The organism is Rhizobium sp. WCS2018Hpa-16 (assembly GCF_031843705.1).
GTDB lineage: Bacteria > Pseudomonadota > Alphaproteobacteria > Rhizobiales > Rhizobiaceae > Agrobacterium > Agrobacterium tumefaciens_C.
The window spans coordinates 630,298-652,996 of record NZ_JAVTIX010000002.1 but is presented as its reverse complement, the minus strand read 5'-3'; the positions used below and the strand labels follow the sequence as shown (position 1 = coordinate 652,996).

Here is a 22,699-nt window from a genome sequence, read left to right as displayed (position 1 = left end):
AGAGCCTGTTGAGAATGAAGACCCGTGACCTCGTTCTGATTTCGCTGTTTTCGGCCATCATCATCGCACTTGGCCTGTTGCCGCCAATTCCGCTCGGCTTCATTCCCGTGCCCATCACCGCGCAATCGCTTGGCGTGATGCTGGCGGGTGTCGTGCTGGGCGCCAAGCGCGGCGCGCTTGCGGTTCTCCTCACCATTCTCATCGCCGCTATCGGCCTTCCGGTTCTGTCGGGCGGTCGCGGTGGTCTGTCGATCTTCTACACGCCGACAACCGGCTATCTGATTGGCTGGGTGTTCGCAGCGCTGGTAACCGGTGCATTGGCGCAGCGCCTCGTCAACAGGGATCAGTCGGCTCTCGCGCAGCTCGGCGGCTTCTTTGTCGCGAGCACTGCGGGCGGCGTGGTTACGCTTTACGCCTTCGGCATCACCTATCTCGCATTCGCCACCGGCATCGGCTTCGAAAAAGCCTTCATCGGGTCGATGGCCTTCATTCCGGGCGATATCGTCAAGGCTGTGCTGGCAGCGCTCGCAGGCCGGGCCGTTATGGCCGGATACCCATTGTTGCCGCAACGCGCCTAACGCTTCCGTTAGGGCTGTTCAGGAGTTCCCGCCATGGCCACACGGCTTTACGAGCACCCGATATTCCTGGAACACATCACGCCGCAGGGGCACCCTGAACGCCCCGACCGGTTGCGCTCGCTCAACATTGCGCTTGAGCACCCCAATTTTGAACGACTGGAGCGCCGCCAAGCGCCACAGGCCAATGAAGATGCCATTCTGTTGGCGCATCCGGAAAGCCATCTGATTTCGATCATGCGGCAAATTCCGGAAGAGGAAGGCGAGATCAACCGCATCGAGGCCGATACCTATGCCTCACCGAAATCGCTACAGGCGGCGCTGACCGGCATCGGCGCGGCCATGGCGGCTGTCGATGACGTGTTTTTAGGCGCGGCAGACAATGTTTTCGTGGCCAGTCGCCCGCCGGGCCACCATGCGGAAACTGAAAAGGCCATGGGTTTCTGCCTGTTCAACAATGCCGCCATTGCTGCCCGCCACGCCCAAAAGACCTATGGCGCAGAGCGTGTCGCCATCGTGGATTGGGACGTGCACCACGGCAACGGCACCCAGGATATTTTCTGGAACGACACATCCGTGCTGTTCTGCTCCACCCACCAGATGCCGCTCTACCCGTGGAGCGGCGACAAGCGCGAGACGGGCATCAAGAACAATATCGTCAACGCTCCACTTTCGCCCAACACCGGCAGCGACCATTTCCGCGAGGCTTTCAAATCTCGCGTGCTGCCAGCACTCGCAGATTTCTCGCCTGATCTCATCATCATCTCCGCGGGTTTTGATGCGCATCACCGCGATCCGCTGGCGCAGATCAATCTGGTGGGCGAAGATTTTGACTGGGCGACGGGCCGAATTCTAGAGATGGCAGACAAATTTGCCTCCAACCGGGTCGTCAGCCTGCTTGAAGGTGGTTATGATCTGGAAGGTTTGGCGGAATCGGCAGCCATGCATATTTTGAGAATGATGAAGGGTTGAACATGACGGAAAATGCCAACACAGCCGATGTCAGCGGTTATTCTTTTGAAAAGGCTGTCGCCGAGCTGGAAAGCATTGTCGCCCGTCTGGAACGCGGCGATGTGGCGCTGGACGAATCTATTGCCATTTATGAGCGCGGCGAAGCCTTGAAGAAGCATTGCGAGACGCTGCTGACGGCGGCTGAAAAGCGCATCGAAAAAATCCGTCTGGATCGCGCAGGCAAGCCGGTTGGCGTGGAGCCGCTGGACGGCGAATAGGCTCCCCTCCCCAGTTCTCGGCTTCGATGGACGGCACGAAAACAGACCGTTCATTATTGATTCCTCACGAACGCCTTGAATCATGGTAAGCTAGCGCCTGATCTCAGGAGATTGCCATGTCATTTTTTCCGGGAAGAGACCCAGCAGCAGGCGATGCTTTTGCCTGTGACGCCATCGAAAACCTGATCATTCCGCGCTCCAGTGATATTGGCGGGTTTGCCGTGCGGCGTGCCCTGCCAACGCGGGACAGGCGGCTGGTTGGCCCCTTCATCTTCTTTGACCGTATGGGCCCGGCCATTCTCAGGGCGGGTCAGGCACTGGATGTAAAACCGCATCCGCATATCGGGCTTTCGACGGTCACTTACCTGTTTGATGGCGAAATCAAGCATCGCGATAGCCTCGGCACCGAACTGGTGATCCGCCCCGGCGATCTCAATCTGATGACCGCAGGACGCGGCATTGTGCATTCCGAGCGAACGCCGGAAAACCTGCGCGGTCACCCGCTTTCCATTTCCGGCCTGCAAACATGGCTTGCCCTGCCGGACGGCAGTGAAGAAATCGCACCGGATTTTTCGCATACGGGACGCGAGGCCATGCCCGTGATTGACATCAAGGGCGCGACTGGCCGGGTCGTCATCGGGGGATTTGCAGGCGCTGCATCGCCGGTCAAGACGTTGACAGATACGCTTTACGTGGATCTGACGCTGGAAGCCGGGGTAAAGCTTCCCTTTCCAGCAGACCACGAAGAACGGGCGATCTATATTCTCTCCGGTTCACTGGATGTGGCGGGCGATGTTTTTGCTGCCGATCAACTCATCGTATTTCGCGCGGGCGATGATATTACGTTGAAAGGCGGCAACTATGGTTGCCACATCATGCTTTTCGGGGGCGCGGCGCTGAATTCGAAGCGCTATATCTGGTGGAATTTCGTGTCATCGTCCAAAGAACGCATCGAAAAAGCGAAGGATGAGTGGAGAACCGGTCGCTTCGACATCGTACCGGGGGATGAAGAAGAGTTTGTCCCTTTGCCGCAGGGTTGAAATTCGTTAAAACAAAATAAATCTTGCCCAAGACGGATCTACACACCATCTGAAGCGGCGGATTCACCACAAAAAAAGCGAAGGCCGAACGATTGACCGGAATGCCAGAGACACCATTGCTTGACCGTGTGAAGTTCCCCTCTGATCTCAAGTCGATCGAGGATCGCGATTTGCCGCAGCTTGCGCGGGAATTGCGCGACGAGATGATCGATGCTGTCTCGACCACGGGCGGGCATCTGGGCGCAGGGCTTGGCGTGGTGGAACTGACCATTGCCATCCACAAGGTGTTCAATACGCCGGAAGACCGTCTTATCTTCGATGTTGGCCACCAATGTTATCCCCACAAGATCCTGACCGGGCGCCGCGATCGCATCCGCACGCTTCGGCAGGAAGGTGGGCTTTCCGGCTTCACGCGTCGTGCTGAAAGCGAATATGACGATTTTGGCGCGGGTCATTCCTCCACATCGATTTCCGCTGGCCTCGGCATGGCGGTTGCCGCCGAGCTTGATGGCAGTGACCGCAAGGTGATTTCCGTGATCGGCGATGGCTCCATGTCCGCAGGCATGGCGTTTGAGGCACTGAACAATGCTGGTGCGCTCGACGCACGCCTGATCGTCATCCTCAACGATAATGATATGTCGATTGCCCCGCCAACGGGTGCCATGAGCGCCTATCTGGCGCGCCTCGCCTCCGGCCGCACCTATATGGGCTTTCGCGATCTTGGTAAGAAACTGACGGCCTATCTCGGTAAGTCGATCGACCGGGCTATTACCCGCGCAGTCACGCATGCACGCGGCTATGTGACTGGCGGAACGCTTTTCGAGGAGCTAGGCTTTTACCACATCGGCCCGATCGACGGTCACTCCTTCGAGCATCTTCTGCCGGTGCTGCGCAATGTCCGCGACAACCAGAAAGGCCCTGTGCTGATCCATGTGGTCACGCAAAAGGGCAAGGGCTATGCGCCCGCCGAAGCCGCAGCCGACAAGTATCACGGCGTCAACAAGTTCGATGTCATCACCGGCACACAGGCGAAAGCCAAGCCGAATGCGCCGAGCTATACCAGCGTGTTTGCTGAAGCGCTGGTGCAGGAAGCGACGCTGGACGAGAAGATCGTTGGCGTCAGCGCCGCCATGCCGAACGGCACGGGCCTGGACAAGTTGGCCGATATTTTTCCGAAACGAAGCTTCGATGTCGGCATCGCCGAGCAACATGCCGTTACCTTTGCGGCGGGTCTGGCAGCCGATGGCTACAAACCGTTTTGCGCGCTCTACTCCACCTTTCTGCAACGCGGTTACGACCAGCTGGTGCATGACGTGGCGATACAGTCCTTGCCTGTGCGCTTTCCGATTGACCGCGCTGGTTTCGTCGGCGCGGATGGACCAACCCACTCAGGCTCGTTTGACACAACATTTCTCGCCACCCTGCCCGGCATGGTCGTTATGGCGGCTGCGGATGAAGCGGAACTGAAGCATATGGTGCGCACAGCCGCCGCCTATGATGAAGGTCCGATTTCCTTCCGTTATCCGCGCGGTGAAGGTGTTGGTATCGAAATGCCAGCGCGCGGCGAAATTCTGACTATTGGCAAGGGCCGGGTCATCAAGGAAGGCAGCAAGGTCGCATTGCTTTCTTTCGGTACACGCCTTGCAGAATGTCTGGCGGCAGCAGAAGATCTGGATGCCGCTGGCCTCTCCACCACTGTTGCGGATGCCCGCTTTGCAAAGCCGCTGGACATTGATCTCATTCGCCAGCTTGCCAGCCACCATGAGGTGCTGATCACCATCGAAGAAGGTGCGGCAGGCGGGTTTGGAGCTCATGTGCTGCATTTCATGGCCAGCGCCGGACTTCTCGATACGGGTTTTAAGGTTCGCACACTGACCCTGCCGGACCAATGGGTCGAGCAGGCGAAACCGGAGGTCATGTATGCCAATGCTGGCCTCGACCGGGCTGGCATCGTTTCCACCGTCTTTGATGCCCTCGGCCAGAAGCGTGCGGGGCTCGGCGTGGCCTGAACCATCGGTTCATTCACACGTCAGAAAGTCCTGCCATCTGACAGGCAATAAAAAACCCGCCGGATTTCTCCGGCGGGTTTTTCGTGTCAGTTTGTGCTGATCTCTTAGAACTCTTCCCAATTCTGCGCGGTTGGTGTGGCAGAGGTATCGGGGGCAGCAGCAAAGGCTTTTTCGAGGCTTTGCCCGAGTGCGCGGGCCGGCGACGGGACCGGGCGGGCCGTTGGCTTTGCGATCTTCGCGGCCGGGCGTGGCGTTGGCGAAAAAGCAGGCTTGGGCGCGGATGCAGAAGCGGTGCGCGGTGCGCTGTGGGGCACCGGAGCAACGGTTTTGGCGACGGCCGCGCCGTTGCCAAGATTGAACTGCCCGATGAGTTCGTTCAGGGCCTGTGCTTCGCGCGCAAGCGTGTGGCTGGCTGCGGTCTGCTCCTCCACCATGGCTGCGTTTTTCTGCGTGCCCTGATCCATCGTGTTGACGGCGGCGTTGATCTCTAGCAAGCCCGTTGCCTGTTCGCGGGAGGCCGTAACGATGGTTCCGACGTGGGCGTTGATTTCCTCAACTTCAGCAATGATCATTTCCAGAGCCTTGCCGGTTTCGCCAACGAGGTTCACACCGTTCTCAACCTGCTGGCTGGAGGCGCTGATCAGCACCTTGATCTCCTTGGCTGCCTTGGCTGAACGCTGCGCCAGTTCACGCACTTCCTGCGCGACAACAGCAAAGCCCTTGCCAGCTTCACCAGCACGCGCCGCTTCAACACCCGCATTCAGCGCCAGAAGGTTGGTCTGGAAGGCGATATCATCGATAACGCCGATGATGCTGGTGATTTCGCTGGATGAATGCTCGATGGCCTGCATGGCGGAAACGGCATTGCGGACAACGGTGCCGGACTTTTCAGCGCCAGAGCGTGCACGCTGCACCAGTGCGCTTGCCTCTTCGGCACCCTTGGCGCTGTCATTGACCGTCGTGGTGATTTCTTCGAGGGCTGCCGCCGTTTCTTCGATAGAAGCCGCCTGCTGTTCGGTACGGCGGGAGAGATCATCAGCAGAAGACAGCATCTCAGCTGCGCCAGCATTGATGGCCGACGCGTTTTCGCCAACCTTGCGCAGTGCGCCCTGAAGCTTCTCCAGCGAGTTGTTGAAATTGATGCGAAGTGGCTCGACGAACTCCGTGAATGGCGTCTCAATCCGGTAAACCAGATTTCCATCCGCCAAAGCCTCAAGACCCTTGGCAAGCTCATCGCGAGCAAATGTCTGCTCGGCCTCCATCCGCGACTTTTCGAGTTCGTCGCGGCGACGGTCCGCTTCTGTCGCTGCGCGCATTCTGTCAGTTTCACCCGAAAGGCGGGACTTCTCGATTGCGGCTTCCTTGAAGACCAGAACGGCCTGCGCCATCTTGCCCACTTCATCGCCCCGGTCCAGTGCTGGAACCTCGACGCTCATATCACCGCTAGCAAGACGCCCCATCGCGTTGGTCATGCCAACAATCGGGGAAACGATGACGCGTGAAAGACCCCAAATCAACAGCACGGCAATAGCACCGGCTACGGCACCACCGCCCAGAAGGGCAAGACGAATATTGCTATGCGCTGCTGCCTCTGCTGCCGCTTTCGCTTCGGACGCCGCTGCAAGCTCAGACTTTATCTTGGTTGCCGCAGCGCGGAAGCCATCCAGTTGCCCCTTGCTGTTGTTGCGACCGATTTCAATCACGTCTGCAATCGAGGCTTCGGTGTTTTTGCGAGCTGCCATCTGGGGCTCGATCAGCTGCGTATAGAATATGTTTGCTGCGCCCTGCATGTCGTTGATGGATTTCAAAACGTCCGGCTGGCCAGCAGCAAGGTCGCGCGCTTCATCCAGCTTTTTCAGCATCAACGTACGCTGAGCAAACACGTCATTATAGGTGCTATCGGTGCGAAACAGGATATAGCCGCGTTGATCGACTGCCTGTTCCAGCATTGCAGCCTGAGCAGCGTCAACCGCAGACACAATCCTGTTGATGTTTGCCTGCTCGTCGGAAACGCGTTTGGCTTCAAGCGTTTGCCAAAACACGACAGCCGTTGCGACAAGGCAGACAGCCATCAAGGCGAGGAAGGTTGCGACAAGCTTCAGGATGATAGGTAAATTTTTTAAAGACATCACGAAATCTCTCGATACGTCAGGAGTGACGCAAGGCCAAACGGCCACTGACGTCACGTCATTTGTTCGGGAATGCCATCATGGCAGTAATGGTGCGCCGGAACTCAGCTTCGCGCCAACATTGCACCAAGCCGTTTATTTTCGCTTAAACCAGACGTGTCACCCTGTGGACAAACCAGTGCAGCCCGCACCGGCATGACATCACAAAATGCTTGCTTTCCGGGCTTTTGACAGTCATTGACACGGCTATGTCTCATTCATCTGAAAATCACCGGCTGGACCAGCTTCTCGTGTCACGCGGTCTGTTCGCCAGCCGCTCTCGCGCCCGCGACGCCGTTGCGCGCGGAACCGTGCGTGTCAACGGCAAGGTCGTGACCAAGCCAAGCCTGACATTTCCCGGAAATGTCGTCTTTGAGATCAGCGATCCTGCTCAGGATTATGTCTCACGCGGCGCCCTGAAGCTGGTTGCTGCGCTGGACCATTTCCAGCTCGATCCACGCAATCTCGAATGTCTTGACGTCGGCGCGTCCACTGGCGGCTTCACCGAAGTGTTGCTGAAACGCGGCGCGTCCCACGTCACGTCTATCGATGTCGGCCATGGCCAGATCCACCCCCGCATTGAAAATGACCGGCGCGTGACCAGCATTGAAGGCTTCAACGCACGTTTTCTGACAAGCGATGATATCGACAACCGTCCAATCAGCTTCATCGTTTCGGATGTGTCTTTCATCTCGCTCAAGCTGGCACTGGCACCCGCGCTGGAACTGGCAGAGCCGGGTGCGCTCGCCGTTCTCCTCGTCAAGCCACAGTTTGAAGCAGGACGCGACGCGATCAGCAAGGCCGGCCTTCTAAAAGAACCTGAAACGGCACCTGCCGTTGCCGCAGAGCTTGAACGTTGGCTGGTGGAAGATATGGGCTGGGTCAGCCTTGGCCTTATTCCCTCCCCCATTGCCGGTGGCGATGGAAATGAGGAATATCTTCTCGGAGGCCGCAAGCCATGACAACCCAGACGGTCACAATACAAAGCCTTGGTGCACAGGGCGACGGGATCGTGCATGGTTCCGACGGTCCGATCTACGTGCCGTTTGCCTTGCCGGGCGAAACGGTAGCGATTGCCCGGGTCAAGGATCAGGGCATGGTCATGTCCATCACCACGCCAGCACCAGAGCGGCGTGAGCCCGCCTGCCGCCACTTCGGTCCGGATGGCAAGAACGGCACCTGCGGCGGCTGTTCGCTGCAGCATATGGCCGATGAGCCCTATCACGTGTTCAAGCGCAGCCTCGTGGTCGCGGCATTGAAGTGCAAGGGGCTCGATGTGCCGGTGGAAACGCTTGTGCACTGTCGCCCGGGCGAGAGACGCCGTGTCGTCTTTACCGCCCGAAAAACTGAAAAAGGCATGCTTCTAGGCTTCAGCCAGGCCAACAGCCACCATATCGTCGCTATCGAGGAATGTCCCGTCAGCTCGGATGGTATCATCTCGCGCCTCGATGCCATCAGAGCCATCAGCCTTCCGCTTGCATCCAATGCGGAGCCCTTCAGGATCGCCGTGATGGAAACGCTGTCCGGGTTGGATATTGCGTTTGAGGGCATCAAGTCTGCCAATGACAAGCAGCGCCGGGCCGTGACCGAAACCGTGCTGTCCATGCGCGGTATCTCGCGTGTGTCGCTTTCGGGTGAAATCCTGATCGAGCCGCAAAAGCCGATGATCGATTTCGATGGCATTGCCATTTCTCCGCCATCCGGCGGCTTTGCACAGGCCACACGGCAGGCAGAAGATGCCATGGCGGCACTCGTGCTGGAGCATGTGGGCAAATCCAAACGCATTGCCGATCTGTTCTGTGGCTCCGGCACGTTTGCGCTTCGCCTTGCGCGTCTGGGCAAGGTGCACGCGGTCGAAGCCGAGGAAAAGGCGCTGAAGGCGCTGGATCTTGCTGCCCGCAATACGCAAGGCCTGAAGCCCGTGACCATTGAAAAGCGCGACCTGTTCCGCCACGCACTGACAGCCAAGGAACTGAAAAACTACGACGCCGTGGTTTTCGATCCACCACGTGCAGGCGCGGAAGCCCAGTGCAAGGAACTGGCGCGCAGCACGGTCAAGAAGATTGTTGCCGTCAGCTGCAATCCGCTATCGCTGGCGCGGGATCTCGCCATTCTGGTCGAGGGCGGATACCGCATCACCAAGGTGACGCCTGTTGACCAGTTTCTATGGTCGCCGCATGTGGAAGCGGTTGCTACGCTCGAAAAATAGGCTTTACCAGGCCGTATCGATATTGCCGCTGCCAACCACGCCGTTGCAGCGGCAACGTCCGCCCACGCGGCCCTGCTGGACCGGGCAGACGTAAGGGCGGGAGCGATTGGCGCTATCTGGTGGCGTCACCACGCAGACGAAGCGCTGATAGCGGCGGTCGGAATTGTTGTTTCGATCAGGCCGCCTGGACTGGCTGTTGTAGTTCTGGACCTCGATCACATCGCTCTGGCGCGCCTGCGGCACTTGCAGTGGCAGAACGCTTGCCGTTTGCGCAACGCTGGAGAGAGACATGAGGGCGAGCGTGGCAAGCACGATGGGGCGCATGTTACAGGCTTTCTTGAAAGACAGGCAGTTTGCGCAAAGACTAAACTGCCTTTGCCAGCAATTCCATAAGACCCGCCTATTTTCAACGTCCACGCTTAACGGCGCATGAATGCCTCAAAGGCGGCTCTGGCTTCAGCGCTTTGCAATTGTGCTGCAAAATGCACGATCTCGGCATCGATGCGCGCGCGTACCTCGGCCACATCTCCACGCAGCAAATCCCGGGCGATTTTTAATGCCTGCGGAGGCTTTGCCGCAAGTGACGACGCGATCTTCAGCGTCTCGCTCTCGACTTCAGCCTCGGGAACCACTTTCCAGATCAACCCTGCGGCAAGCGCCTGTTCCGCAGAAAAGCCCTCCCCGGCTGCCAGCATCGCAAAGGCGCGCTGATGCCCCATGATGCGCGGCACCAGCAGACTGGAGGCCGCTTCCGGCACCAATGCGAGATCCACGAATGGCGTCTTGAACAGGCTGCGGCTGGACGCGACGGTCAAATCGCAATGCAAATGCAGCGTCGTTCCGATGCCGATGGCAAGGCCATCGACGCCCGAGACGATGGGTTTCTGGACGCCGACCAAGGCGTGCAGAAAATCTGCAGCCGCCAATCGTCCCTTGCCGCCGGACATGGCGAAAGCCATGAAATCGGCCATATCATTGCCAGCCGAAAAGCAGCCATTGGAGCCGAGAAAAGCGATAGCGCGAATATCGGCATCCTCATCCGCCGTTTGCAAAGCGTCGATCATGGTGCGGTACATCGCATCCGTGATCGCGTTTTTCTTTTCGGGCCGGTTGAAGCGAATGACCTGCACACCGGGTGCGGCCTGCGGACGTTCAACGAGAATAGGATCGGCAGCCATGGACAGCACTCCTTAACCCAGCACGGTGCGGGCGGCTTCAAGGCTCGCGGCACCAGAGATCACGCGGTCCTTCAAGGCAGATGTTTCCGCCAGCAGGTTTTCAGCGGTGAAGCGGCATAGGGCAACACGCTTTTCGCCTTGCCCGTCATCGACTGACACCAGCGCACCCTTGGCCAGATAAGCACCGGTCAGCGCCAGCCCGAACAAACGCTGGTAAGGCGTGGCACCGGCAAGAACAGCCGCTGTTTCGCCCTTGCCAAGCGTTGCGAGCAACCACTCCGTTGCGTCCTCAAGATCGCCAATGCCTCTATCGAGATAGCGGGCTGTTTCACCAAGCTCAGGATTGTTGGCGGCGCGCACGGCCTGTGACTGCTCTTTCAGTTCCGCAATGAAGCCACGCACGTGGCTGCCTTCGGACAGCGGCAACTTCCGCATGACCAGATCGATGGCCTGAATGCCATTGGTGCCTTCATAGATCGGGGCGATGCGTGCATCGCGCAGATAGCGGGCAGCACCGGTTTCCTCAATAAAGCCCATGCCGCCATGCACCTGTATGCCAAGTGACGCGACGTCTACCCCGGCATCGGTCGAAAAGGATTTGGCAATCGGCGTCAGAAGTGCCGCCCGCTCCTGCCAGAATTTCCGCTCAGCCGGTTCTGTCCGGGCGTGGCTCATGTCTGTGGCATGGGCGCAGGAAAAGGAGATGGCCCGCGAACCTTGCGTCAGCGCCTTCATTGTCAAAAGTGTTCTGGCAATATCGGGATGCTCGATGATCGGGCTCATGCCCACGGCTTGGGTGCCGGTAGCCTTGCCCTGTGTGCGCTCTTTTGCGTAGGCGATGGCCTTTTGCGTGGCCGCCTCGCAGATGGCAACGCCCTGCATGCCAACCGCCAAACGCGCATTGTTCATCATGGTGAACATGCAGGCCAGCCCTTTGTTTTCCTCACCGACGATCCAGCCGATTGCGCCTTTTTCAGCACCATAGCGCCCGTCACCAAAAATCATTGTGCAGGTAGGAGAGCCGTGAATGCCGAGCTTGTGCTCCAGCGCATGGCAGAAGAGGTCGTTGCGCTCACCCGGCTTTCCAGCCTCGTCGGGAAGGAATTTCGGCACCAGAAACAGGGAAATGCCGCGTGTTCCCGCAGGCGCATCCGGCAGGCGGGCCAGAACCAGATGGATGATGTTTTCGGCAGCGTCGTGCTCGCCCCAGGTAATATATATTTTCTGGCCGAAGATACGGTAGCTGCCGTCATCGGCGCGTTCTGCCCGGCTTTTCAATGCGGCGAGATCAGATCCGGCATGCGGTTCGGTCAGGTTCATCGTGCCGGTCCAGGTGCCGGACACCAGCTTTTCGAGATAGGTTGCCTTGAGTTCGCTGCTGCCATGGGCCGCGATGGCTTCGACAGCACCCATGGTAAGCGTGGGGCACAGAGCAAAGGCCATGGAACCGGAGTTCCACATTTCTAGCGCGGCGACATTCAGAAGATGCGGCAACGCTTGCCCGCCAAACTCTTCCGGCGCGGTCAGGCCGTTCCAGCCACCTTCCGCCCAGCGGCGGTAAAGATCGGCCCAGCCATCGGGCGTGCGCACCGCGCCATCCACGAGCTTTGAACCCTGCTTGTCGCCAATATCGCCAAGAGGTGCGACCTCATCGGAGGCAAACCGACCCGCCTCATGGAGAATGGCGTCAACAGTGTCCTCGTCGAGATCACCGAAGGCGCCCTCTTCGAGCGCGGCTTTGAGACCTGCCACATGTTTCAGCGTAAAAGCGATATCGTCTACCGGTGCGATATACATCCTGCCTCCTCCCGAAGCGTCAGCTTGCAATGCGATAGCCTCTGGGGCTAATTGATTTTTACGTAAACGTCAATTTGAAAAATCTGAGAGATGTTCAACTTCTCGCTCTCAGCCAAAATCGGCGCTTGTCTGGCCCTCGGCAACGATAGCCGTAATCAGGCCGTCGCAAAACTCTGGTCTGCATGATATGTCGCACAGGCGGATTAAGCTCCGCTGCCCGCCCGCGATTGCGTTTCAGGATTTACGACCATGGACATTCCCCATCCAGCCATACCCGGTCTCGTCTGGGCCTATCGCTTCAGCCCCGGCGCGCAGACATGCACGCGATTGCCGCCGGATGTCGCATTTAGCGAATTGCAAACCGAAGACGGGTTCTTCTGGCTGCACCTTAACCTTGCCGACTCACGCGTCACGGGCTTTCTGGAAACCCTGCAGGGCCTTGATGAGAGCATGAAGGCGAGCCTGACCACCCATGAAACGCATCCTTCCATTGTGGTGGATGATGGCGCGCTGCATGGTACGCTGGTCGATTTCCAGCGTGAATTCGATCAGGAAACGCGTGACATTGGCTGGCTGCATTTTGCGCTGGGCGAGCGTTTCATCATCACCACTCGGCTTCAGCCATTGCGGTCAGTGGACCGGCTGCGCGCCGCGATCGACAAGAACCCGAAACGCTATTCGACGCCATCGCATGTATTTGAGGGACTGGTTGCCGAGTTTCAGCGCAGCCTGATCGCGCTCATCATGGAAACAACGGAAGAGCTGAATTCCATCGAGGACATCGTCTACGACTCCACGCCACGGGATGAACGGCGCAGACTTGCACCCGTGCGCCGCACCGTTGTGCGCCTTCACCGGCATCTGCGCACCGTTCTGACCCTCATGCGCCGGGCTTCGGCAGCAGATGAAGACGAAATGCCACCCGGTTTCGAAGATATTGCCGCACGGCTGACGGGCCGGCTGGAGGCCATCGATCATGATGTCTATGCCTTGCAAGAGCGGGCAAGGCTTTTGCACGAGGAAGTCGATTCCAAGCTTTCGTCCGAAACCAACCGCCATCTCTATATTCTATCGTTGATGACGGCATTTCTCTTGCCACCAACGCTGGTGACAGGCTTTTTCGGCATGAACACGTCAGCCCTACCCTTTACCGAGGGCGCAAGCGGCACATTCTATGCGGCCAGCTTCATTGTCGCATCCATTTTGCTGGCATGGGTGCTGATACGCCGCGTGGGAATTCTATAAATGCAAAACGCCGCCCCGAGGCATCGGCGCGGCGCTTTCAAGATCGGCACTGTCAGCAATCAGCTGTAAGGCGAATAGCAGGTCTGACGTGGGCCGTTATACGGCTGGAAGGTGTTGCTACCGGCATCGTAAGAGCGGTAACGGCCAAAGCACCAGTTCACGTGGCTCTGGCTCACGCCATAAGCGCGCGGTACTGGGCGGTAAACCGGACGTGGGCGATATTCAGGCACCGGACGGTAGACTTCGCGAGGCTGCGCGAGCGCACCGCCGATGATCGCACCGGCACCGAAAGCTGCCAGCGGGAACCAGTATCCGTTGTGATGGCGATAGCCCGGGCGATATTCGCGGTAGCCACGGTGGCCGCGATAATAACCGCCGCCATAATCGCGCCGGTATCCACGGTCGCGCCAGTACTGAACGTTGACAACGCCGTCATCGGCTTTTTCCACGGCTGGTGGAGCAACCTTGATTGGCATGGCCTGCGCGGGAACGATTGAGCCCGTTACAGCCAGAACAGAGAAGCCTACGGCCCAAACTGTTTTCATATAATTTTGCATCTGATTTCCTCCATCCACGACCGGTTACTCTGCCGGTGCATTGTGAACAACGATGTTTTCTTCTTGGTCTTATCACCCGCGATGCGGGCTGATTTTATATGTTACTCAACTTATAAATACTTAGCTGAACCCAGCATTAACAGAGCATTCACAGTCAATTGATGGGGTCTCATTAAATAAATTGCGAAAGGCCCGACATTTGCCGGGCCCTTTCAAAAACACTGTTAGTTGGATACGCACTGTCTGCGTGGGCCATTGTTAGGCTGGAATGTATTGTCGGATGCGCGATACGAACGGTAGCGGCTTGCGCAATATTGCTGATGGCTGTTGCCATAGGCAGGACGGCCCTGCGACATTGCGCCGCCGATAATTGCGCCTGTGGCAAATGCTGCAAGCGGGAACCACATGCCGTTATGCTGACGGTAGCCTGGGCGACGGTCACGGTAGCCACGGTGGCCGTTGTAATAATCGCGGCGCGCCATGGAGCGGCGATAGTCGCGATCGCGACCACGGAAGCTGCGATCCCGGTAGATGCGGCGCTCGTCGCGACGGTACTGGACCTGAACGACATTATCGGCCATCGTCGTCTGTGCAGGCTTCTTCATTGGAACGGGCACCTGGAATGCCTGCGATGGCGTGAAGCTCGTCATGAGCATGATGACCGCTGTCGCGATGCTCGTTTTGCGCAAATTCATTTTGGATGTTCTCCGTATTGTGATGCGCGTTAAGACCGCGCTTCCATTGTCACAATAACGGAGAAGGTTGCTTTTGGTTCCATTGCGCAAAATGGAACAAGTATAATCAGGCCTCTACTTGAACATCTGTGAGGGGCCTCGAACAACAGGCGAGAATATAGCCTTCCTCGATTTCCTCATCCAGAATGCCGCCATTGTGGTTCATCTCAACCTCGCCGGAAAGCTTCAGAACACGGCATGTGCCGCAGATACCGGACTCGCAGGCGGCACCGATGCGCACGCCCGCCGCACGCGCCGTCATCAGAATCGTCTGACCTGATTGGCATGGCACGTCCTTGCCGGACAGTGTGAAGTTGATTTTGGCCAGCACCTCGCCATCGTCAGGCAAGTCGCTTGCGCCGACAGCAACGGGAGCCGCGGGAGAAAAGCTTTCCTGATGATAACGCGCCATATCGAAGCCGGATGCTTCCAGCATGGAGCGGATGGCCGCCATGAAGGGTTCCGGCCCACAGCAAAACACCGTGCGATCCATAAAGTCATGCGACAGCAGCGCAATCTTGGCCTTGTCCACCATGCCCTTCAGACCGGACCACAGATCCGTGCGCCCGCAGTTTTCAACGATGAAGCCGAGCGACAGGTTGGGCATGAAGCGCGCCAGATATTCCAGCTCATGGCGGAAGACGATATCGGAAGGAGAGCGTGAGCAGTTGATGAAGGAAATATCGCTTTGCGGTGCGCGGTCACTCATGTCGCGCACCATCGACATCATCGGCGTCACGCCAGAGCCTGCTGAGATGAACAGATATTTGTCCCCGGGGTGGCGCACATAGGAAAAGTCGCCCAGCGGCCCCAACGCACGGATCTTCATGCCGGGCTTCAGGTTGTTGAACATCCAGCGCGTTCCGATGCTCGTGGCCTGCGCCTTCACGGTCACCGCAAGCGCATAAGGACGCGACGGGCTGGAGGAGAGCGTGTAGGTTCGGAACAGCGGCTCCGGGCCAACAGGCAGTTCCAGCGTCACGAACTGGCCCGGCAGATAGCGAAACCAGTTGGTGCCTTCGGAGCGAAACAGGAAGGTCATCACATCTGGTGTTTCAGGCGTGACGGAGATGCACTCCAGCAGATGAAGCTTGTCGCTCCAAGGCTTCATCTCATCAATATGCTTGTATGTCGTTGCCATGCTGGAAAAGGTCATGCGACAGCCGACAGTTTTTGTTTGTCGCCGGTCAGGCGGTCGATCATGAAATCCGCATACCAATTGACGAACTGCATGACGCCGCCCTCATCTTCCATGGAGTAAGGACCCGGCTCATAGGCAGGGGAGCGAATGCCGAAGGCATTTTCCTCGACAATGCGGCGGTCCTGATCATTGGTCTCGTTCCAGACATGGGTCAGGTTTTCGATATCGTAATCGACCCCTTCCACCGCATCCTTATGCACCAGCCACTTGGTTGTGACCTGCGTTTCCATTGGTCCGAGTGGCAGCACTCGGAAGGAAATCAGGTGGTCGCCAAGGAAATGGTTCCAGGTCGTCGGGTAATGGAACAGAAGCAGCGTGCCAATATGGTCAATCGTAACATCATCCGACAGCGGGCGACGCACGGCGCGCTTGCCGGACATGGTGTAGCTCTCGGCATCACCAATCAGCGGCATACGCGCCACACGGAACTGACCCTTGGGATCGATCTTGAAGCGGCTTGGCAGGCCGGCTGCCTCGCAGCGTGCCCAGTGGCCGCCGATTTCAGGATCGCTCGCGCCGCCGTCAGTCCCGGTCACGCTCGGGTTTTCAGGATAGGTGCGGCACAGTTCCGGGTGGTTGGCGGCGCAATGGTAGCACTCGCGGTTGTTCTCCCAGACGAGCTTCCAGTTGCCCTTTTCGATGATGGTGCTCTCATGGGCGACCTTTGCCTCCCACACGCGGTGCGGTGCCATATAGCCCTCGATTTCGGCACGAACCGGCGCGAAATCGGCAGGCTTTTCGGCCAGACAGATGAAGACGTAACCGGCCACCGTCTCACAGGCGATGGGCTTCAGGCCAAACTCGCCCTTGTCGAAATCATCGCCCATATGGCGCGCAAACAGCAGCTTGCCATCCAGATCATAGGTCCACTGGTGGTAGGGACAGACCAGACGGGCCGACTGGCCCTTGTGGCTGGTGCAGACGCGTGAACCGCGATGGCGACAAGAATTGTGGAAGGCGCGGATGGCACCATCCCGGCCGCGCACGATGACCGCGGAGTAGTCACCGATCTGAACCGTCATATAGGTACCCGCCTTCGGCACTTCACAATCATGGGCCACAAACAGCCAGTCGCGGTACCAGATGTTTTCCATGTCCAGCTGGAAATAATCCTGATCCACGTAGAAAGGCTGCTCAAGGGTAAAACCCTCACGACGGTTTTTCAGTTGCCGCAATACGGTGTCGCGCAAATCCATGGCCACGTCCTCGAAAAGTCGCGGCAAGCCTTCAAGGGGCCATCTCCCGCGTGTGATGGCGATTATCTAACCATTCACGCGCATCTTCAGCACCACATACAGCGACATCGGCTTCCGCATTGGCGACAATTTGCGACATGGACGATATCGGCCTTGGCCCGTGATTTTGGTTCTGAAACAGTGGCTTATAGATCGATCAAACGAAAATCCGTCGCAATGTGACGCGGGATTGTGCGCCATAATCTTTAATGGCGACAGTGTCGCGAAAAGGAATTTTTAACCTCCTTCACGTAAAACAATTCAATCGGCATAGGAGTTCTCCGATGGAAAAGAGCACGCAGATACGCTATTTTGATGCGAGCGCGCTCAAGCCCGCGCCTCCCCGCACGAAAACAGCCCATTCCGATTTCCTTCGCACCGGCAAGATCGCCCGTTACGAAGAGAAATGGGTTCCGCGTGAGCATCGCTATCTGACGCATGAGCAGGTGGCCGAGATTACCGGACGCAAGCTTCAGACGGCTGGCGAATTGACCTATTCACGGCTGAATTCCTTCCACCAGTCCATCCGCTTTCCCAACATGGTGTTTCACCGCACCATCGAAGAGAGCCCACATCTGGGCTATTGCCATGTCACGGCATCGCGCACCAGTTTCGACCTGCGCAACCCCGTCATCTGGTCGTTCTATTTCGCCAATTTCTTTGCCGAACTGTGCGGCGACGACCAGTTCTTCGAGAATATCGATGCGCGACATCCCCGCATGTATTTTGCCGTTGCAATGGCTGTGGCCGGTGACAGGTCGGTTAAAATCGACAAGACCATTCACCGCGATGGACTGCTGTTTCGCACCCATGACCCCAAGGTTGCACTGAAGAACGTGCTGATGCTTGGCACGCGCTCCAGTGAGATGCGCAAGTTCATCCGCACACTTTGAAACTGACGCCGCAAACAGCTTTCCAACCCGGCTGAAAACCTCTAAAGCATGCCGCGCGAAACTGTGCGGCGTCAAAGGCCGCGCGCCCCTGGAAGGTGCAGCATTCATGGCGCGTCATATCGACATTGAAAACGACCGGGCAACGGCGCTTAGCGACGCCGTTGAGGTGTTGTCGTCAGGCCATCCCGTCGCCATTCCCACGGAAACGGTCTATGGCCTTGCCGCAGATGCCACCAACCCTGTTGCCATTGCCCGCATCTATGAAACCAAGGGGCGTCCGCAGTTCAATCCGCTGATCTGCCACATGGCAAGCATTGCGATGGCGGAAGATTATGCGGTGTTTGATCCCATCTCGCGAAAGCTGGCAGAGGCGTTCTGGCCGGGTCCTCTCACGCTCATTCTGCCATTGAAGCCGGGTGGCGCAATCCATGCGCTTGCCACAGCCGGTCTGGATACTGTCGGCATTCGCATTCCCAAGGGCTTTGCCAGTGCTCTGATCGAACATTTCGGCAAGCCGCTCGCCGCACCCAGCGCCAACAGTTCCGGCAAGATCAGCGCCACCAGTGCCGCCCATGTGGACGCTGACCTCGGTGAAAAAATCAGCCTCATTCTGGATGGTGGCTCGGCTGATGTCGGCGTGGAATCCACCATCATCAAGGTCGAGCAGGACGGCACCGTGCGCCTGCTCCGTCCCGGTGGATTGGTGGCGGAAGAGATTGAGCGCGTTGCGGGATCGAAACTCGTGCGCCCGGAAAAGGCGTCTGCCACCATAGAGGCTCCCGGCATGCTCGCCTCGCACTACGCGCCCGGCGCGGCGGTGCGGCTGAATGCCGCTTCCGTTGAGCCCGGCGAGGCCTTGATCCGCTTCGGTGACATAGCCATTGTTGGCGAAGACAAAGCCGCGATTGTTCTTGATCTCAGCCGCAGTGGCGATCTCGCGCAAGCGGCAGTCAACCTGTTCGACCATCTGAAACAAGCCGATGCCAGCGGTGCAACCAGCATCGCTATCACGCCCATTCCGGTTACGGGGCTTGGCGAAGCCATCAACGACCGGCTGGCGCGTGCCGCTGCCCCCCGCCCTGACGAAGCTGATTGAGGACCGATAATGATGACCGCCTTGCCCGATGACCTGATCCAGCGTTTCGTAACCATCGTTGGCGACAAGAACTCCATGCGCGACCAGGCTGATCTTGCCCCGCATCTTGTGGAAAATCGCGGGCTCTACAAAGGCGCTTCACCATTGATGCTGAAACCGGCCTCGACCGAAGAGGTAGCGGCGATTATGAAGCTAGCCAGCGAAACCGGCACGGCCATCGTGCCCCAGACCGGAAACACCGGCCTTGTGGGAGGCCAAACGCCGCGCAGCGGCGCAAGCGACATCATTCTCTCACTGGAGCGGATGAGCCGCGTGCGCGATATCGATCCCGTCGCCAATATCATCGTCGTGGATGGCGGCTGCATTCTTGATACGGTCCATGCGGAAGCGGAGAAGGTCGAGCGGATGTTTCCGCTGTCACTCGGTTCTCAAGGCTCCTGCCGCATCGGTGGAAATCTCGCCACCAATGCGGGCGGCACGGCGGTGCTTGCCTATGGAAATATGCGCCAGCTTTGCTTAGGGCTGGAGGTGGTTCTACCAACAGGCGAAATCTGGAACGGCCTGCGTCGCCTGAAGAAAGACAATACGGGTTACGATCTGCGGGACCTTTTCATCGGCTCGGAAGGTACGCTTGGCGTGATCACCGGCGCTGTGCTGAAGCTGTTTCCCAAGCCTAGGGGTCATCAGGTTGCCTTTGCCGGTCTCAACTCACCTGAAGATGCCTTGAAGCTGTTTGATCGCGCCTCAACGCTGTGTGGCGCGGCGCTCACGGGCTTTGAGCTCATGCCCCGCATCGGTATCGACTTTACCACAAAGCATATTCCAGGTGTCCGCGACCCGCTGGATACGGTGCATCCATGGTATGCGCTCATCGATATCTCCACCTCCGACACGGCGGAAACCGCGCAGACCATGATCGAGGACCTGCTGGAGAAAGGGTTTGAGGCTGGTGTCGTGCAGAATGCCGTCATTGCCTCATCGGACGCGCAGCGCACGGCGCTGTGGCACATGCGCGAAAGCATGTCGGATGCGCAAAAGCCAGAGGGCGGGTCCATCAAGCATGATGTTTCCGTGCCGGTCTCCAAGATACCGGTGTTCATGGCAGAGGCGGAGGCCGCCGTCATGCAGGCACTGCCCGGTGCGCGCATCTGTGCTTTCGGGCATCTGGGCGATGGCAATATTCACTACAACATCTCCCAGCCCGTGGGTGCCGATAAGGCTGAGTTCATTGCCCGCTGGCGCGAGATCAACCACATCGTCCACGGCATCGTGCTTTCCCATGGTGGCTCGATTTCCGCCGAACACGGCATTGGACAGTTAAAGCGTGATGAGCTTGCCGATATCCGTCCGGGTATCGAATTGGAACTGATGCGCCGAATCAAGACAGCTTTTGACCCGGCGGGCGTGATGAACCCCGGTAAGGTTGTAAGCGTCTAAAGGGGTTTCGCCGCCTCAGTCCTGCAATGGAGCGCACTGAAACACCAGTGGGCACGCGCATTGCGTGCCCTTTTTTGGGCTCCGCACCCATCATCCCCGCCCATTTTTGGCTTTGGTGTTTTTCACCATTGTCGGAACCGATTTGTCCTGCGCACCCTGTTTTTCAGGGCAATGGGCGCGGGGGCGGCACAGGTGCATTTCGATAAAATCACGGGATCGGATAGCGCAGGCTTGCGCCAGGCATTGGCATGATTGTGGCCTGATCAATTCAGGATTTCGAAACCCTATCGGTCTGCCTTTTGCTAACCATTTGGGAATGCAAAGTTTTCTTAACCTCGATTTTTAAGCTGTCTCGAAGATGCGGCGGCTATCTTCACCCTATCAGAGGACGAAAAGTCCCAGACGAGGCCATGAAACGGCTCTCAGGTAAAACAAGGATAGCATGATGACCAACACTGTTCTGAAGCCCGACTGGGCAGGCGCGACACTCCGGCTCGACCCAACGCGGTTCCCGCAGCAGCTGACGTATGGCAAGGACAAGAGTTCAACCGATATCGCTATCACGCTCGATGAACGCGGTGCTGTGCTTCGCAAGGTCCTCCACTCCAGTGGCCTTCCGCTTTCCTTCGCGCTTCCTGCCCGCGCCTTCAAAGGTGTCGCCGCCCGCGCCATCGACCATGGTGATGGACAGGTGACCGTGACGCTCGAACTTCATCATGACGATCCAGACCTTTGCATTCCTCTTCTGGTGGCGCACGACCTGTGTGACATTGCCGCGGATTGGCGCAGCTGGTCTGAAGCCTATCGGATTCCCATGCTAATGGTTGAGGCCGATGGCATTGCCCGCCCGCTGGAAGACCATCTCGGCCAGGTGCGCACCAAGACCACGCGCCCACGCCGTCGCCATTCCTATTTCGCAGAACGCCGTCCGCGCTTCCTCGTGCGTCGCAACACCGGCTCGCTGGGCATGACCATGCGCATCCAGGGCAAAGAAATCATCGCCCGCAGCTGATCCAAGAGTTTCCTCCGCGCAAAGCCCGGCACGTTTCAAGACGGAGCCGGGTTTTTCGTATCAACGCAAGATCAGCGGCAAGAGGAGACCGACGAAAATCAGAAGCCCAACCCGATTGTTGGATTTGAAGAGAGCAAGGCACTGCTCAACATTGTTGATATCGAGCATCCTGACCTGCCGAAACAGCAGGAAAGCCGCAGTTGCAAGGCCGACATAGCCAAGCCAACCCACACCGGCTGTGGCGAAAGCCAGAAAAATGAAGACCAGCGTGGCACCATAAAGGCCGACAAGCCATGTGCCTGTCTTTTCCCCGAACAGAAGTGCTGTGGAGCCGATGCCCACGGCGGTGTCGTCCTCCCGGTCCTGATGGGCGTAGATCGTGTCGTAACCGATTGTCCAGGCAATGGCGCCAAAATAGAGCAGAAACGGCGAGATCGAAAGCGATCCGAATTGCCCGGCCCAGCCCATCAATGCACCCCAGGAAAAGGCAAGGCCGAGGAAAAACTGCGGCCAGTTGGTCACGCGCTTGGCAAAAGGATAGATAGCGACGAAGATCAGCGACGCCAGACCAACGAGAATGGCAAATCCGTTAAAGCATAAGAGGACCACTAGGCCGACGAGCGCCTGAAGCACGATGAAGATCTTGGCCTGTGTGCGGCTGACCCTGCCGGACGGAAGCGGGCGGGAACGGGTTCTCGCCACCGCCATATCGATCTTATGATCGGCAAGGTCGTTATAGGTGCAACCGGCGCCCCGCATGGCGACCGAGCCCGCGAAGAACAGGAAAAGATGGAACAGCAGAGTGCCCCAGGAAAAGGTACCGAGGTTCTGCGCCGCATTGGCCGCCATGGCCGCCGACCAGAAACAGGGCCACATCAGCAATTGCCAGCCGATGGGGCGGTCCCAGCGGGCAAGCTGCGCATAGGGCCAGAGGGTCCTCGGCAATATCCGATAGACCCAATTGTTGGATGGCGCGTCGGAAACGCGACCGGAAAGATCACTTTGGTCAGCCATATCTGCGTTCTACGCCTCACATTTACGAAGCGTCAAGCACAAGACTACCAAAGCAATGCCCGGCCTGCGC

General features: G+C 58.2%; 21 protein-coding genes. 12 read left to right on the top strand and 9 right to left on the bottom strand.

Annotation, left to right across the window (positions count from 1 at the left end):
* Positions 1–14: 14 nt before the first annotated feature.
* From RQI55_RS09210 to dxs, 5 genes are all read left to right on the top strand, one after another.
* Positions 15–578 carry a biotin transporter BioY gene (locus RQI55_RS09210; protein ID WP_192063854.1) on the top strand — a complete coding sequence of 188 codons (564 nt, stop codon included), beginning with the start codon at positions 15–17 and terminating at the stop codon, positions 576–578.
* Between the two features lie 33 nt (positions 579–611).
* Positions 612–1,547: a histone deacetylase family protein gene (locus RQI55_RS09205; protein WP_243256544.1), complete on the top strand. Its 936-nt coding sequence runs from the start codon at positions 612–614 to the stop codon at positions 1,545–1,547.
* 2 nt (positions 1,548–1,549) lie between these two features.
* Positions 1,550–1,804: an exodeoxyribonuclease VII small subunit gene (locus tag RQI55_RS09200; RefSeq protein WP_042618153.1), complete on the top strand. Its 255-nt coding sequence runs from the start codon at positions 1,550–1,552 to the stop codon at positions 1,802–1,804.
* A 116-nt stretch (positions 1,805–1,920) separates the two neighbouring features.
* Positions 1,921–2,844 (top strand): pirin family protein, encoded by a 924-nt coding sequence (locus tag RQI55_RS09195; protein ID WP_243256545.1) that lies wholly within the window; start codon positions 1,921–1,923, stop codon positions 2,842–2,844.
* A 92-nt stretch (positions 2,845–2,936) separates the two neighbouring features.
* Positions 2,937–4,853, top strand: coding sequence for a 1-deoxy-D-xylulose-5-phosphate synthase (dxs, locus tag RQI55_RS09190; protein WP_243256546.1), 1,917 nt, complete (start codon positions 2,937–2,939; stop codon positions 4,851–4,853).
* Between the two features lie 104 nt (positions 4,854–4,957).
* On the opposite strand, the gene RQI55_RS09185 is transcribed toward dxs, so the two are convergent.
* Entirely contained in the window at positions 4,958–6,982 is a 2,025-nt protein-coding gene (locus tag RQI55_RS09185; RefSeq protein WP_243256547.1) for a methyl-accepting chemotaxis protein, read from the bottom strand.
* Positions 6,983–7,230: 248 nt separating this feature from the next.
* On the opposite strand from RQI55_RS09185, the gene RQI55_RS09180 reads away from it, so the two are divergent.
* The gene (locus RQI55_RS09180; protein WP_042618426.1) at positions 7,231–7,983 is read left to right on the top strand and encodes a TlyA family RNA methyltransferase; all 753 of its coding nucleotides are present in this window, start codon (positions 7,231–7,233) and stop codon (positions 7,981–7,983) included.
* Positions 7,980–9,230, top strand: coding sequence for a class I SAM-dependent RNA methyltransferase (locus RQI55_RS09175; RefSeq protein ID WP_243256548.1), 1,251 nt, complete (start codon positions 7,980–7,982; stop codon positions 9,228–9,230). Before RQI55_RS09180 ends, RQI55_RS09175 begins: the two co-directional genes overlap by 4 nt.
* Positions 9,231–9,233: 3 nt before the next feature.
* On the opposite strand, the gene RQI55_RS09170 is transcribed toward RQI55_RS09175, so the two are convergent.
* The 3 genes from RQI55_RS09170 to RQI55_RS09160 form a co-directional block, all read right to left on the bottom strand.
* Complete coding sequence (locus tag RQI55_RS09170; RefSeq protein ID WP_243256549.1) at positions 9,234–9,554, bottom strand: hypothetical protein; 321 nt, start codon at positions 9,552–9,554, stop codon at positions 9,234–9,236.
* Positions 9,555–9,649: 95 nt separating this feature from the next.
* Positions 9,650–10,408 (bottom strand): crotonase/enoyl-CoA hydratase family protein, encoded by a 759-nt coding sequence (locus RQI55_RS09165; protein ID WP_243256550.1) that lies wholly within the window; start codon positions 10,406–10,408, stop codon positions 9,650–9,652.
* A gap of 12 nt (positions 10,409–10,420) precedes the next feature.
* On the bottom strand, positions 10,421–12,205 hold the full coding sequence (locus RQI55_RS09160; protein ID WP_311272500.1) for an acyl-CoA dehydrogenase: 1,785 nt from the start codon (positions 12,203–12,205) through the stop codon (positions 10,421–10,423).
* A gap of 249 nt (positions 12,206–12,454) precedes the next feature.
* Between RQI55_RS09160 and RQI55_RS09155 the strand changes: the two genes are divergently transcribed.
* Positions 12,455–13,450 carry a transporter gene (locus RQI55_RS09155; RefSeq protein WP_042618145.1) on the top strand — a complete coding sequence of 332 codons (996 nt, stop codon included), beginning with the start codon at positions 12,455–12,457 and terminating at the stop codon, positions 13,448–13,450.
* Between the two features lie 59 nt (positions 13,451–13,509).
* On the opposite strand, the gene RQI55_RS09150 is transcribed toward RQI55_RS09155, so the two are convergent.
* The 4 genes from RQI55_RS09150 to RQI55_RS09135 form a co-directional block, all read right to left on the bottom strand.
* The gene (locus RQI55_RS09150; RefSeq protein WP_192063852.1) at positions 13,510–14,007 is read right to left on the bottom strand and encodes a BA14K family protein; all 498 of its coding nucleotides are present in this window, start codon (positions 14,005–14,007) and stop codon (positions 13,510–13,512) included.
* A gap of 224 nt (positions 14,008–14,231) precedes the next feature.
* Positions 14,232–14,702 (bottom strand): BA14K family protein, encoded by a 471-nt coding sequence (locus RQI55_RS09145; protein ID WP_243256552.1) that lies wholly within the window; start codon positions 14,700–14,702, stop codon positions 14,232–14,234.
* 106 nt (positions 14,703–14,808) lie between these two features.
* Positions 14,809–15,882 carry a hybrid-cluster NAD(P)-dependent oxidoreductase gene (locus RQI55_RS09140; protein ID WP_243256996.1) on the bottom strand — a complete coding sequence of 358 codons (1,074 nt, stop codon included), beginning with the start codon at positions 15,880–15,882 and terminating at the stop codon, positions 14,809–14,811.
* An 11-nt stretch (positions 15,883–15,893) separates the two neighbouring features.
* A complete protein-coding gene (locus RQI55_RS09135; RefSeq protein WP_243256553.1) occupies positions 15,894–17,138 on the bottom strand; it encodes an aromatic ring-hydroxylating dioxygenase subunit alpha in 1,245 nt (414 codons plus the stop codon).
* Between the two features lie 323 nt (positions 17,139–17,461).
* Here RQI55_RS09135 and RQI55_RS09130 point away from each other — a divergent pair, with 323 nt between their 5' ends.
* The 4 genes from RQI55_RS09130 to RQI55_RS09115 all read left to right on the top strand — a co-directional run bounded on the left by RQI55_RS09130 (position 17,462) and on the right by RQI55_RS09115 (position 21,615).
* Entirely contained in the window at positions 17,462–18,070 is a 609-nt protein-coding gene (locus RQI55_RS09130; protein ID WP_042618141.1) for a DUF6656 family protein, read from the top strand.
* A gap of 106 nt (positions 18,071–18,176) precedes the next feature.
* Positions 18,177–19,166 (top strand): L-threonylcarbamoyladenylate synthase, encoded by a 990-nt coding sequence (locus RQI55_RS09125; protein WP_243256554.1) that lies wholly within the window; start codon positions 18,177–18,179, stop codon positions 19,164–19,166.
* A 9-nt stretch (positions 19,167–19,175) separates the two neighbouring features.
* Positions 19,176–20,603 (top strand): FAD-binding oxidoreductase, encoded by a 1,428-nt coding sequence (locus RQI55_RS09120; protein WP_243256555.1) that lies wholly within the window; start codon positions 19,176–19,178, stop codon positions 20,601–20,603.
* Positions 20,604–21,048: 445 nt separating this feature from the next.
* On the top strand, positions 21,049–21,615 hold the full coding sequence (locus tag RQI55_RS09115; protein WP_042618424.1) for a DUF6101 family protein: 567 nt from the start codon (positions 21,049–21,051) through the stop codon (positions 21,613–21,615).
* Between the two features lie 60 nt (positions 21,616–21,675).
* Here the strand turns inward: RQI55_RS09115 and ubiA are convergent, their stop codons facing one another.
* Positions 21,676–22,629, bottom strand: coding sequence for a 4-hydroxybenzoate octaprenyltransferase (gene ubiA / locus RQI55_RS09110; protein WP_243256556.1), 954 nt, complete (start codon positions 22,627–22,629; stop codon positions 21,676–21,678).
* Positions 22,630–22,699 lie beyond the last annotated feature (70 nt).